This window comes from uncultured Mediterranea sp., assembly GCF_902493215.1.
Classification (GTDB): domain Bacteria; phylum Bacteroidota; class Bacteroidia; order Bacteroidales; family Bacteroidaceae; genus Bacteroides.
Genome location: NZ_CABUOL010000016.1, coordinates 44,594 through 58,760 on the forward strand (window position 1 = coordinate 44,594; position 14,167 = coordinate 58,760).

Annotated in this window: 6 protein-coding genes; all 6 read left to right on the forward strand. The window is 53.0% G+C overall.

The window, feature by feature from the left end:
• Window positions 1–33: 33 nt before the first annotated feature.
• The 6 genes from RDO88_RS10130 to RDO88_RS10155 all read left to right on the forward strand — a co-directional run bounded on the left by RDO88_RS10130 (window position 34) and on the right by RDO88_RS10155 (window position 14,165).
• On the forward strand, window positions 34–1,596 hold the full coding sequence (locus RDO88_RS10130) for a sulfatase-like hydrolase/transferase (protein ID WP_307759254.1): 1,563 nt from the start codon (window positions 34–36) through the stop codon (window positions 1,594–1,596).
• Window positions 1,597–1,629: 33 nt separating this feature from the next.
• Window positions 1,630–4,197 carry a beta-N-acetylglucosaminidase domain-containing protein gene (locus tag RDO88_RS10135; protein ID WP_374043935.1) on the forward strand — a complete coding sequence of 856 codons (2,568 nt, stop codon included), beginning with the start codon at window positions 1,630–1,632 and terminating at the stop codon, window positions 4,195–4,197.
• A gap of 203 nt (window positions 4,198–4,400) precedes the next feature.
• Complete coding sequence (locus tag RDO88_RS10140; protein WP_307759256.1) at window positions 4,401–6,461, forward strand: family 20 glycosylhydrolase; 2,061 nt, start codon at window positions 4,401–4,403, stop codon at window positions 6,459–6,461.
• A gap of 98 nt (window positions 6,462–6,559) precedes the next feature.
• Window positions 6,560–7,960 (forward strand): glycoside hydrolase family 125 protein, encoded by a 1,401-nt coding sequence (locus tag RDO88_RS10145; RefSeq protein ID WP_374043937.1) that lies wholly within the window; start codon window positions 6,560–6,562, stop codon window positions 7,958–7,960.
• 81 nt (window positions 7,961–8,041) lie between these two features.
• Window positions 8,042–10,258 (forward strand): GH92 family glycosyl hydrolase, encoded by a 2,217-nt coding sequence (locus RDO88_RS10150; protein WP_374043938.1) that lies wholly within the window; start codon window positions 8,042–8,044, stop codon window positions 10,256–10,258.
• Between the two features lie 295 nt (window positions 10,259–10,553).
• Window positions 10,554–14,165: a sugar-binding domain-containing protein gene (locus tag RDO88_RS10155; RefSeq protein WP_307759257.1), complete on the forward strand. Its 3,612-nt coding sequence runs from the start codon at window positions 10,554–10,556 to the stop codon at window positions 14,163–14,165.
• Window positions 14,166–14,167 lie beyond the last annotated feature (2 nt).

The window sequence follows — 14,167 nt, forward strand, 5'->3', positions numbered from 1 at the left end:
AAAATGGATAAGTTTAAAGAAAGGATATTTTTTATGGAAAGATATTTTACACCTTTGTGCGCATGCGGGCTGATGGGAATACTTTCGGGGTGTACCCAACAGGCAGAACGCCCTAATATTATTATGTTTTTGGTAGATGACATGGGATGGCAGGATACTTCTGTACCTTTTTATGGTGACGAGGTCTCATTGCTGAACAAACGCTATCATACGCCGAATATGGAGCGGATGGCGCGGATGGGGGTCCGGTTTACGCAAGCTTATGCCTGTGCAATTTCTTCGCCAACCCGGTGCAGCCTGATGTCGGGAATGAATGCGGCACGCCATCGAGTTACCAATTGGACATTGGAACTGGATCAGAAAACCGACCAGACCAGTGAAGTGTTGGAGCTACCGGAGTGGAATTACAATGGTATACAACCGGCTGCGATGGAGGGGAAAATCAACAACATCGCGGCCATCACTCCACTGCCGCAGATTTTGAAGGACAACGGTTACTATACTATCCATTGTGGCAAGGCTCACTTCGGGGCTCGAACAACTCCGGGAGAAAATCCGAAAAACATGGGTTTTGATGTCAACATAGCTGGAGGTGCCAATGGGGCTCCGGGCAGTTACCTTGGTACTCGTAATTTTGGTGAAGGCTCCCGATTTGCTGTGTCGGGGCTGGAAAAATATCATGGCAAGGATATTTTTCTGACAGAAGCCCTGACGCAGGAAGCTATAGCCGAAATGAAGAAAGCGGTAGATGCCCGACAACCTTTCTATCTGTATATGTCGCACTATGCTGTACATACTCCCATCGAAGATGACAAACGCTTCAGCGACAATTATCGGGGAAAATATGATGAACAGCTGAAGGCTGCACTTGGCGAAAAGGAAGCCAAGTATGCGGCACTGGTCGAAGGCATGGACAAGAGCCTGGGGGATATCATGGACTATCTGGAAAGTGTACCGGGATTGGCGCAGAATACCATTATTCTTTTTATGTCGGACAACGGAGGGCAGGCATTGGGATATTGTCGGGAAGGAGTGCCCAATCGTGACCCGAACTATCCGGCCCGAGCAGGAAAGGGGTCAGCCCTGATGGGAGGTGTACGTGAACCGATGATGGTTTATTGGCCGGATGTGACAAAAGCGGGAAGCAGTTGTGAACAGAAGGTGATTATTGAAGATTTCTTTCCGACCATTCTCGAAATGGCGGGGATACAAAATTACGAGACTGTACAGACCGTGGATGGGAAGAGCTTTGTCGGATTGCTGAGAAATCCTGAAAAGGTGGATGCGGACAAAGCATTGGTGTGGCATTTCCCTAATTTGTGGGGCGAAACACAGGAGATTGCCGAAGGTTACGGAGCTTATTCGTCCATTCTGAAAGGAGATTATCATCTCATCTATCATTGGGAAAACGGACTTACGGAGCTTTACGACGTGAAGAATGATATTTCGGAACAGAACAACCTGGCAGGCGATATGCCGGAAAAGGTTCGTGAACTTTCGGGTGAACTGACCGATTATCTGAAGGCTAGAAATGCTCAACGGCCTTCGCTGAAAGCGACCCATGAGATGTTGCCCTATCCCGACGGTTCAAAATAGAATTATTCATGTTTAATTATTATATGTAATTTGATGCGTATGAAAAAAATCAAAAGAACTTTGCCCGTACTGCTGGCTTCGATGCTGATATGCGGAGGACTGGCAGCACAAGAAAATGATTTCGACCTGAGCTCACAACGGTCGGAGTCGCAGGAAGTCAATCGGGTACCGGGTCAGGCCTTGGATCATCATGGCCTGATTATCAATCCGACTCCTCATTCTCTGCAACGGATTGAAGGAAAGGTACTTGATATCAGCCGAGGATTCCGCCTGAAAGGGAAACAGAGCGGTATGGCCAGTGAAATGGACTTTCTCACCATTGGTAAGAAAGGGGCTGATTTGCGGATTGATTTCGGTATTGTACAGGCGAATAAGAAGGGGGTGAAACCGGTATCGGGTGCCTACGAGTTGGTGATTGACAGCAAAGGTGTTCGTATTACGGGTTATGATGAAAAGGGAGCTTTCTATGGCTTGCAGACCTTGCGGGCTGTTATGGAAAGCCCGGTCTCGGCCGATGGAAAGTTGCCTTGCCTCACGGTGAACGATTATCCCGACCTGCCTTATCGTGGTGTGGTAGAAGGATTTTATGGTACACCATGGTCGCATGAAGTTCGTTTGTCGCTCATCGATTTTTATGGAAAGTTCAAGATGAACTACTATCTGTACGGTCCGAAAGATGACCCGTATCACAGTTGCCCGAACTGGCGCCAGCCTTATCCGGAGAAAGAAGCGGCCAACATCCGTGAACTGGTGGAGGCCTGTAACCGTAACCGGGTGGACTTTGTATGGGCCATTCACCCGGGACAGGATATCAAATGGAATGAAGAAGATTACCAAAATCTGGTAAACAAGTTCAATTGGATGTACGATTTGGGTGTCCGTTTTTTTGCCATCTTCTTTGATGATATCTCCGGCGAAGGAACAAACCCGAACAAACAGACAGCTTTGTTGAACCGGCTGCATGAAGACTTTGTGAAGGTGAAGGAAGGGGTATCTCCGCTCATTGTCTGCCCCACCGATTATTCGAAGCTGTGGGCCAATCCTACTCCGAAGGGAAGTCTGGCCATTTATGGCAAGACACTCGATCCTTCCATCAATGTATTCTGGACGGGCGATGTGGTGTGCAGCGACCTGACTCGCGAGACAATGGACTGGGTAAATTCTCGCATCCGGCGTCCGGCACTTTACTGGTGGAATTTCCCGGTAACCGATTATGCCCGCCATATCATCATGCAGGGACCTACTTACGGATTGGACACTACGCTGACCGATAAGGAAGTGTGTGGACTTATCAGCAATCCGATGGAGCATGGTGAAGCCTCCAAGCTCGCTTTGTACAGTGTGGCCGATTATGGTTGGAACATTGCCGGTTACAATGCCATCGACAGCTGGGAACGCGGTTTGGCCGAGCTGGCTCCTGAAGTGAAGGATGCTTACCGGACGTTTGCCATCCATTCGTGTGACACCGAAACCGGTTACCGTCGTGCCGAATCGTGGGAAACGAAGACATTCCGTATGGGAGATACCTATACGCAGGCTGACTACGATGCCTTGCTGCGGGAGTTTGAGAAAGTGGAGAAAACGCCGGCAGTGATGGAGGCTGAATGTAAAAATCAGTTGCTTATGGACGAACTTCGACCCTGGCTGGTGGAATTCGGAAAATTGGGTACACGTGGAAAGAAAGCGTTGCAGTTGATGAATCTCTATAAGACTGGTAATTCGGTGGACTTTTGGGCTACCTATATTGACAACCTGATGACACCCGAGGATTTGAAGGCCTACAATGAACACAAGATGGGCACAATGAAGCTCCAGCCCTTCTATGAACATGCAATGGACGACTTGCTGGGAGCATTTTACATCCGCGAAGCCGGAAAGAAACCGGCTACCTGCCGGGCTATCGGTTCGTTTCCTACGCTGGCTACAACACAGAGCAAACTGATGTTCGACAATGATACGACGACCTATTATACTTCGGGCACCTCGCAGAACGACCAAAGTTGGATAGGAGTGGATTTGGGGCAGGTGAAGCCGGTATGGGAAGTGTTTATTCTGCAAGGACGAAATTCGAAGGACGATGTGGATTATTTTGACCGTGCCCTACTGGAGTATTCGGTGGACGGAAAGGCTTGGACAGCCCTGTCCGATACGCTGGAGAAACAATATATTGTCCGTTGGACCGGTACTCCTGTGGAGGCCCGTTACCTGCGTTTGAAGAAACTCCATACGTCCAAAACCAATTGGGCGGCTATCCGTTCGTTTGAGGTAAATCCGGTGCGCGAAGAAAAACTGGGCTTTACGGTAGAATCTGAACGAAAGCCGGATGCTTTGCTCGCATTCGACGAATTGCCGGCCACTTCGTTTGTCAACGAAGGTCTGCTGGCATTTACGTTGCCGGAAGGAACTACTGCTTGCACGCTACTGATGCGTCCTGTCAAAGGTGCTTCTTATGCGAAGCTTCGTCAGCTGGATGCCGATGGAAAGGTCCTTTCCGATTCGGTTTTGAGTGGTCCTTATGTCCGTATGGAGAGAGCGGAAGGATGTGTCCGGATAGAGATTGAAGGCCGCGTAGAATTGTTTGAAGTCATTTTCCTTAAGTAATATTTATTTAACGGAACACTTGTTCGAAAGAGAGTGTGTCAGCGTGGAAATCAGCTTGTTGTCTCTTTTCCCGTTTGGCTCACTCTCTCTTTGTGTGATAAAAACTGGTTTGATTTTACGCTGCTCTGATGGTGAAATTCAATTTTTTTTAGTAATTTAGGCCGCTAAAGAGTGAAGTGTATATTTATTTAATTATTATAACCATGAAAATACATCTGACTTTATTTTTGTCGTGCATTCTGGTGATGGGCTGCGGTCCGTCGGAGAAAAAAACTGTTGCTCTGATTCCCCAACCGCAAACGTTGGAAATTCAGGCTGGTACCTATTCTTTTACAACAGGAGGGACATTCTATACCAACCTTTCGGGAGGTGAGAAGGATGATCTGGCAGCTGTACTTCAATCTTCGCCTTTCCGTCTGACGGCGTCCGATGATGCCAAAGCCGCTTTTCATTTTGAGGTGGTGGATTCTTTGCCCGGTATTACTTCCGCCGAGGGCTATACGTTGACGGTGGGAGCTGACGGCGTACGGGCCGAAGCGACTACTCCGGCAGGCTTGTTCTATGCCTTCCAGTCGTTGCTTCAGATGGCCGAAACCGACGGCTCGGATGAGGCTTTTACCCTGCCTCGTGTCAACGTGAATGATTATCCCCGTTTCGGTTACCGTGGTCTCCATCTGGACGTGTCGCGCCACTTCCGTTCGAAGGAATTTGTAATGAAACAACTCGACGCCATGGCCCGTTACAAACTGAACCGTTTCCATTGGCACCTGACAGACGGGGCCGGTTGGCGTCTGGAAATCAAGCGTTATCCGCAGCTGACAGAAGAGACTGCCTACCGTCTGTATCCCAACTGGAAAGCCTGGTGGAAGGGCGACCGTAAGTACTGCCGTAAGGATGAAGCCGGTGCCGAGGGTGGATACTATACTCAGGATGATGTGCGTGAGATATTGGAACATGCCCGCAAACTGCATATAACCGTCATTCCCGAAATTGAGATGCCCGGCCATTCGGAAGAGGTGCTGGCCGTGTTTCCGCAATTGTCCTGTTCGGGAAAGCCTTATCAGAACGGAGAACTTTGCATCGGTAATGAAGAAACGTTCACTTTCCTGGAGAATGTGTTGCTGGAAGTGATGGATCTCTTCCCTTCGGAATATATTCACATTGGTGGTGACGAAGCTGCAAAGAGCAGTTGGGAAAAGTGTCCGAAGTGTCAGGCCCGTATCCGGAAGGAAGGGCTGAAGGACGAAAAGGAGCTGCAGAGTTATCTGATTCATCGAATTGAGAAATTCCTGAACGATCACGGCCGGAAGCTGATAGGCTGGGACGAAATACTGGAAGGCGGATTGGCACCCAGTGCGACGGTGATGTCGTGGAGGGGTGAGCAAGGTGGCATTACGGCAGCCAAGGCCGAACACGACGTTATCATGACTCCGGGAGGATTCTGTTATTTGGATGCCTATCAGGATGCACCCACTACACAACCCGAAGCTATCGGCGGTTATCTGACACTGGAGAAGGTTTACTCCTACGATCCGGTTCCTGCCGAGCTGACCGATGCTCAGAAGCCGTTCATCAAAGGTGTACAGGCTAACGTTTGGACAGAGTATATTCCTACTGAGGAGCATGCTGAATACATGATTTATCCGCGTCTGCTGGCATTGTCCGAGGTGGCTTGGACCGAGCCAGGTCGCAAGGACTGGCCTCTTTTCCGAGAAGCAGCCTTGAAGGAAGTGAAATGGTTGCAGTCGCAGGGCTATCATCCGTTTGACTTGAGCAAGGAGGTGGGCGAACGTCCCGAATCTCTCCAGCCCGTGGAGCATCTCGGACTGCATTGTCCGGTGAAGTATGCCCAGCCCTGGTCGTCGGCCTATCCGGCTTCGGGCGACTCGACACTGACCGATGGTGTACGCGGTGGCTGGACGTATGGCGACCGTCGCTGGCAGGGCTTCTTGTGCAAGGATGTGGATGTGACTATCGACTTGGGCAAAGTTACTGATGTCAAGCTTGTGGAGGCTGACTTCCTGCAACTGCGCGGTCCCGAGGTCTGGCTTCCGAAAGAAGTAGTCATCTCTTTGTCCGAAGACGGGCAGAATTTCACCGAAATGAAGCGCATCGCTACCGACGTTCCGGTGACTGAGGAGCGGCTGACTTTCCGTAACTACCGTTGGGAAGGTGAGGCAAAAGCCCGTTATGTCCACTTCCAGGGACTGCTGAACCGTGAAGTGATGGGCTGGATGTTTACCGATGAAATTGTAATCAAATAATACCTATTAAATATATGACCAACAAGAAACTATGGGCTGCTGTCCTGATTTTGTCGGGAATGACGTCGGGGACTGCTGCAGCCGAGGCTTGCCGCGGAATGTTTTCCGGTCTGGAACAGCTTCCGGAGGTTGCCTTTACGACGCCCAAAGACAACGTGGGCCGTTACATCAGCCAGCGTCCGTCGCAAGAAGACCGGCTGTTTCAGTCGGATATCATTGAGAAGAAGATTGCCGAGATAAAGGCTCTCCTGAAAAATCCTTATCTGGCCTGGATGTTCGAAAACTGTTTCCCGAACACACTGGACACGACGGTACATTTCCGTGTGCTGAACGGTAAGCCCGATACCTTTGTCTATACGGGTGACATTCATGCCATGTGGTTGCGCGATTCGGGTGCGCAGGTGTGGCCCTACGTTCAGTTTGCCAACGAGGACCCGAAACTGAAGCAGATGCTCGAAGGAGTAATCCGCCGTCAGTTCCTGTGCATCAATCTTGATCCGTATGCCAATGCCTTCAACGACGGGGCGAAGGGCAGTGAGTGGGAAACCGACCGTACGGCCATGAAGCCCGAATTGCACGAACGCAAATGGGAGATTGATTCCTTGTGCTATCCTTTACGCCTGGCCTATCATTACTGGAAGGTGACGGGCGATGCCAGTATTTTCGACGAAAACTGGCTGAAGGCGATTGAGAACGTACTGCGCACTTTCAAGGAGCAGCAGCGCAAGGAGAACAAAGGTCCTTACCGCTTCCAGCGCAAGACCGAGCGTGCCACCGATACTACCATCAACGACGGTTGGGGAGCGCCTGCCAGACCGGTGGGGCTGATTGTTTCTGCTTTCCGTCCGTCGGACGACGCCACGACGCTGCCTTTCCTTATCCCGTCCAACTTCTTTGCTGTGACTTCCCTGAGGAAAGCGGCCGAGATACTGACGGAGGTGAACAAGAAGCAGGATTTGGCCCGCCAGTGTACCGATCTGGCCGACGAAGTGGAGCAGGCATTGAAGAAATATGCGACCTGCGAACATCCGAAGTACGGTAAAATCTATGCGTTCGAGGTGGACGGCTACGGTGGACAGGTCCTGATGGACGATGCCAATGTTCCCAGTCTGCTGGCCATGCCTTATCTGGGTGATGTCGACCTTGATGACCCTGTCTATCAGAACACCCGCCGCTTTGTGTGGAGCGAGGACAATCCTTACTTCTTCAAGGGTAAGGCCGGCGAAGGTATCGGAGGTCCGCACATCGGTTACGACATGGTGTGGCCCATGAGTATCATGATGAAGGCTTTCACCAGCCGGAACGACGAAGAAATCAAGGAGTGCGTCCGTATGCTGATGGCGACCGATGCCGGAACGGGATTTATGCACGAGTCCTTCCACAAGGACAATCCCGAGAAGTTTACCCGCAAATGGTTTGCCTGGCAGAACACCCTGTTCGGCGAACTGATCATCAAACTGATCGACGACGGCAAATTGGATTTGCTGAACAGTCTCTAACGGATATTATCAACAAACAATTCTAACGATATGAAAATTCTTTCACTTACCACAGGAGTGGTGCTGTGCGGACTGCTGGCTATGATGCCGTCCGCATGTGTTTCACAAAAAGAAAACGGGGCGGCCGGCCAGGACTACCTTGCTTATGTAGATCCCTACATCGGTTCGGGCGAGCACGGACATGTCTTTGTAGGAGCCAGTGTTCCTCTGGGCATGGTACAGATTGGGCCGCAGAACATCCACAAGGGATGGGACTGGTGCTCGGGTTATCATTATTCGGACAGCGTGCTGATAGGCTTCAGCCATACGCACCTCAGCGGTACGGGATGTGCCGACCTGGGCGACGTGCTGCTGATGCCCTATGTAGGCGAGGTCCGTACGGCGCGCGGCGAACAGGACAACATCGAAGGCTCTTGCTCGACCTACTATTCGCACAAGAACGAGGAAGTGGCTCCCGGCTACTATTCGCTGCTGATGGACAACGGTGTGCGTGCCGAACTCTCGGCTACCGACCGTGTGGCCATTCACCGCTATACCTATCCCGAAGGAACGCCGCGTCTGCTGGTGAACCTGAAGGAGGGGAACGGAGACCGCGCTTTCGAGACCGGACTGAAACGTGTGGACGAATATACGGTGGAGGGCTACCGCTTCTCCAAGGGATGGAGCCCGCAGCACAAGGTATTCTTCGTACTGAAGTCCGAGCAGCCGATCGAGAGTGTGGCCGTATTCGACGACGATGCGCCCGCCGGCCAGGACACGCTGACAGGCAAGGCCGTGAAGGGTGTGCTCACCTTCAAGGGCAACCCGAAGAACGTGCAGCTCAAGGTGGCCCTGTCGTCCGTGAGCTGTGCCAACGCGCTGGCCAATATGGAGGCCGAGCAGCCCGGATGGGACTTCGAGAAGGTGCGTACGGATGCCGAAAAGCGCTGGAACGAAATGCTGTCGTGCATCAACGTGGAAAGTGCTGATGAGCGTGGAAAGAAGATTTTCTACACCAGCCTGTACCACATGTTCATTGCCCCGACACTCTATGCTGACGTGAACGGAGAGTTCCGCGGTCACGACGACAAGATTTACAAGGCAGACGGCTGGACCAACTATTCCACCTTCTCGTTGTGGGATACGTACCGTACCCTCCATCCGCTGCTCACCATCATCCAGCCGCAGCTGGTACCCGACATGGTGAACTCCATGCTGAGCATCTACGACCAGCAGGGCAAGCTGCCCATCTGGCCGCTGGTGGGAGGTGAAACCAACCAGATGCCGGGTTACAGCGCCATCCCTGTCATTGCCGACGCTTACCTGAAAGGCTTCCAGGGTTTCGACCCCGAACGTGCCTTGAACACGATGGTCGCTTCGGCCACGTACGAGAAGCAGCGCGGCGTGCCCTTCGTGCTGGAAAAGGGCTGGATTCCCTGCGACAAGATGCCCGAAGCCACTTCCATCGCCATGGAATATGCCGTAGGCGACTGGGGACTGGCCATGATGGCGAAGAAGATGGGCAAGCAGGACATCTACGACACTTTCCTGAAGCGTGGACATTACTATGAGAAGTATTTCGACAAGAGTATCAACTTCATCCGTCCGAAGATGGACGACGGCAGCTGGCGTACGCCCTACGACCCCTTCCAGTCTATTCACGGCTGGGGAGACTTCTGCGAGGGCAATGGCTGGCACTATACCTTCTTCGTGCCCCAGCATCCCGAAGATCTGATTGAACTGATGGGCGGCGACGAACGCTTTGTGGGCAAACTGGATTCGCTCTTTGTGGCCGAAGGCGACATGGGCGAACATGCTTCGGCCGACATCAGCGGCCTGATCGGTATGTATGCCCACGGCAACGAACCCAGCCACCACGTGGCCTATCTCTATGCCTATGCCGGACAGCAGTGGAAGACGGCAGAGAAAATCAGCTACATCCAGCACAACTTCTATACCGACCAGCCTGAAGGCATCATCGGTAACGAGGACTGCGGCCAGATGTCGGCCTGGCATGTACTCTCCGCCCTGGGCTTCTATCAGGTGAACCCGTCCAACGGAATCTTTGTCTTCGGAAGCCCGCTCTTCGAGAAGGTGACGGTCAACCTGCCGCAGGGCAAGACCTTTACCGTCGAGGCTCCGGCTGTGAGCAAGGACAACAAGTACATCCAGTCCGTCCGCCTGAACGGCCAGCCCTACACGAAGAGCTACATCAGCTACGAGGACATCATGAAAGGCGGTACGCTGACCTTCGAGATGGGTAGCGAGCCGAACAAGGCCTTCGGTGCCGATGCAGCAGACCGTCCGCGTTCGTTGTAGGAACAAACATTCGCGAGAGAGAAAAAAAGTCGGATTTTCCTTGGTTGAATCTGCTTTTTCAGGCAGATTCAGCCATCCAAATTTAACAGACGATTAAACGCCCATTTAACAGCCCGTTAAGTATCCGATTAATGGGGTATTAAATAGTCGTTTAACGGGTCATTAGATACTCGGCTAACAGGGTATTAAATAGGCGGTTAATCGTCTGTTAAATAATTGCCCTTCCGACTGTAAGCGGGAGTCTTAGGAAAAGGCCCCGCTTTGCATGTTTTAATATATTAATAATCTGTTGTTTATGAATAAAAAGAATACCCAACTTCTCGTTTGGAGCGGAGTAGGGGCACTGGCATTCCTGTCCGGCTGTTCCGATGTGCGTACAGCTTCGAAAGACTCGTTCCTCCGTTCCGACTACTATACCCGAGGCATCGGCGTCTATCCGGGCTCTCCGCAGGAAGACTTCTCGCCCGAGCTGTTGCCCGACCGCAACCAGTATCGCAACCTGGCCCTTCTGCGTGCCACGTACCAGTCGTCGGCCTACGACTATAACCTGACTTCGCAGTTGCTGACCGACGGCATCGTGACCGATCAGGCTCCCCAGTATTTCGACCTCCTGACTGCCGGAGGAAGTGCCCCCAAGCGGGAGCGGGAGTGGATGATAGACGGAGGCCCCTATTCGCGCAATACCGTGCGCGGCGAGGAGGCCTTTTTCGTGTTCGACATGCACAATTACAGCAAGACCATCGGCCGTGCGGTGGTGACCGGTACCCTGATTTACGACGACAAGGCGGCTCAGGGCGGTTACGAAATGACGTGGGAGGCCTCGAACGACGGCAAGAACTGGACCGTGCTGGCCGTGAACAAGGGAGCCGGACTGCCCGGCAAGGCCCGTTCCGGACGGGTGGAGGTGAACGACCCCAACAAGCAGACCGGTACCGTATCCATGCCGATGCGCCGGCTGCAGGAAACGTTCGACTTTACCAACACGGCGGCCTATGCTTCCTACCGCATCCGCCTGCGGATGAAAGGTGCCTATGAGTGGACCTTCCACGAAGTGGACTTCTCCAATGCCGACGGAGCGGTGGACCTGAAACCCTCGCAATTCTTCACCAGTACCTGGATGAGTGCCACGGCAGGCGAGGAGTGGGTCAGTGTGGACCTGGGGTCGCATTCGGAGTTCGACAAGGTCATCCTTCACTGGGTGAACAAGGCCGTCAAGGGACGTATCCAGACTTCGGATGATGCCCAGACCTGGACCGACGCGGCTCCGCTGCCCGGCGGTGAAGGGCTGACGGACGAGATAGCCGTTCAGGGCAAGGCCCGCTACGTGCGTGTCTGTATGGAGCAGTCGGCCGACGGCGGACGCTACATCCTGAGCGAACTGGAGGTGATGGGACGTGGCGGACTGCTGCCTTATGCGGTGAACAAGTCTGAAATCAAGGATAACAGAATGACGCTTTCGGGTGGCGACTGGAAGTTGCAGCGCGCTTCCGAGGTACAGGCCGGTGGCGAGGAGATTGCTTCGGTTTTCTACATCCCCGAAGGATGGGTGACGGCTACGGTACCGGGCACGGTGCTCACCTCGTACAAGAACGTAGGAGCCTTGGCCGACCCCAATTATGCCGATAACCAGCTGATGATATCCGAGTCCTTCTTCAACTCCAACTTCTGGTACCGCAACGAGTTCCATGTGCCGGCCTCGTTCAAGCGCGACCGTGTATTCCTGAACTTCGACGGCATCAACTGGAAGGCCAATGTCTATCTGAACGGAAAGCAGGTAGGCCGTCTGGAGGGAGCCTTCATCCGTGGCAAGTTCGACGTGACGGACTGCGTGAAGGAAGGTACGAACGTGCTGGCTGTAGAAATCGTCAAGAACGCGCACATCGGTGCCATCAAGGAAAAGAACAAGCAGAGCACGGACTTCAACGGCGGTATCCTCGGTGCGGACAACCCCACGTTCCATGCCACCATCGGCTGGGACTGGATACCTACCATGCGCGGACGTAACATCGGTATCTGGAACGACGTCTTCCTGACAACAACCGGCAAGGTGACCGTGCAGGATCCCTACGTACAGACCCAGCTTGCTCTGCCCGATACCACACAGGCCCGTCTGACAGCCGAAGTGGTGGTGAAGAACCATGACGGCAAGGACGTGAGCGGTGTTCTGCAGGGCAGGGTAGGCGACGTCACCTTCGAGCAGCCCGTGCAGCTGAAGGCCGGCGAAGAACGGACTGTTGTATTCGATGCCGACCGCTTCCCCCAGCTTCAGGTGAAGAATCCTCGTCTGTGGTGGCCCAACGGTTACGGTACACCTTATTTATATGATGCAAACTTTACGTTCAAGGTGGGCGAAGAAGTATCCGATGCCCGTGACTTCAAGGTGGGTATCCGCCAGATGACGTTCAACGAAGACGGCGGTGTACTGAACCTTTACGTCAACGGACGCCGTTTCATCGGCCGTGGCGGTAACTGGGGCTTCAGCGAATCGAACCTCAACTACCGCGGACGCGAATACGAGACGGCTGTGGCCTACCATGCCGACATGAATTTCACCATGTTGCGCAACTGGGTGGGCATGATTGGCGACGAAGAACTGTATGACGCCTGCGACAAGTACGGCATCATGATCTGGCAGGACTTCTGGCTGGCCAATCCTGCCGACGGTCCCGATCCTTACTATCCCGACATGTTCATCGCGAATGCCGAAGACTATGTGAAGCGCATCCGTAGCCATGCCTCCATCGGCCTGTACTGCGGCCGCAATGAGGGTTTCCCGCCCGAGACCATCGACAAGGCCCTGCGTCGCATTGTGAAGGAAGAACATCCGGGGATGCACTACATCTCCAGTTCGGCCGACGATGTAGTGAGCGGTCACGGTCCTTATCGCATGTTGCCTGCCAAGACCTACTTCACGCTGGAAACCGGCAACGACAAGTTCCACAGCGAACGCGGCATGCCCAATGTGCTGACCTACGAAAGCTTCCTGCGCACCTATTCGCCCGAAGGCATCTGGCCGCAGTCCGACCAGTGGGGCATGCACGACTATACGCTGGAGGGAGCTCAGGGTGCTACGTCGTTCAACGAGATTATCGCTACCGGTTACGGACAGCCCGAAAGCGCGAAAGAATTTGCCGACCTGGCCCAGTGGGTGAACTACGATGGCCACCGCAGCCTCTTCGAGTCGCGCAGCAAGAACCGCATGGGGTTGCTGATGTGGATGAGCCATTCGTGCTGGCCTTCGATGGTATGGCAGACGTACGACTACTATTTCGAACCGACAGCTGCCTATTTCGCCATCAAGAAGGCTTCCGAGCCGTTGCATATCCAGTGGAATCCGGCTACCGACGAAGTGGAAGTGGTGAACTATCATGCCGGACTGCGTCCTGGCCTGAAAGCCCGTGTACAGGTGCTCAACATGGATGCCACCGTAGCTTGGGAAAAGGAAGCCTCGGTAGACAGCCGGGAAGACACGACCGAGAAATGTATCAAGCTGGAATTCCCCGACGGGTTGAGCCAGGTTCATTTCATCAGGCTGACGCTGGAAGAGAATGGAAAGACTGTATCGGAAAACTTCTACCATCGTAGCAAGGTGGAGAACAACTATCAGGAACTGAAACAGCTTCCGAAGATTTCCTTGCGTGCACAAACTCAATATGAGAAGGGAGATGACGGTGAGTGGAAGGCTGAAATAACGGTAGAGAACCGTTCTCAGACTCCGGCTCTGATGGTTCGTCTGAATATTGTAGGCGACAAGGACGGCAAGCAATTCCTTCCCATCTTCTATTCCGACAACTACTTTGCGTTGTTGCCGGGCGAGACGAAGGTGGTACGTGTACACTGGAAAGATGTGGATACGCGTGGAAACGCGCCTTTGCTGAAGGTGTCAGGCTATAATGTAGTAGAATAAAG

What these genes read in the sequence shown, in the direction of transcription:
- RDO88_RS10135 (WP_374043935.1), top strand. Translation starts at nt 1,630, where the DNA reads ATGCGTATGAAAAAAATCAAAAGAACTTTGCCCGTACTGCTGGCTTCG.
- RDO88_RS10155 (WP_307759257.1), top strand. Translation starts at nt 10,554, where the DNA reads ATGAATAAAAAGAATACCCAACTTCTCGTTTGGAGCGGAGTAGGGGCA.
- RDO88_RS10130 (WP_307759254.1), top strand. Translation starts at nt 34, where the DNA reads ATGGAAAGATATTTTACACCTTTGTGCGCATGCGGGCTGATGGGAATA.
- RDO88_RS10140 (WP_307759256.1), top strand. Translation starts at nt 4,401, where the DNA reads ATGAAAATACATCTGACTTTATTTTTGTCGTGCATTCTGGTGATGGGC.
- RDO88_RS10145 (WP_374043937.1), top strand. Translation starts at nt 6,560, where the DNA reads ATGTTTTCCGGTCTGGAACAGCTTCCGGAGGTTGCCTTTACGACGCCC.
- RDO88_RS10150 (WP_374043938.1), top strand. Translation starts at nt 8,042, where the DNA reads ATGATGCCGTCCGCATGTGTTTCACAAAAAGAAAACGGGGCGGCCGGC.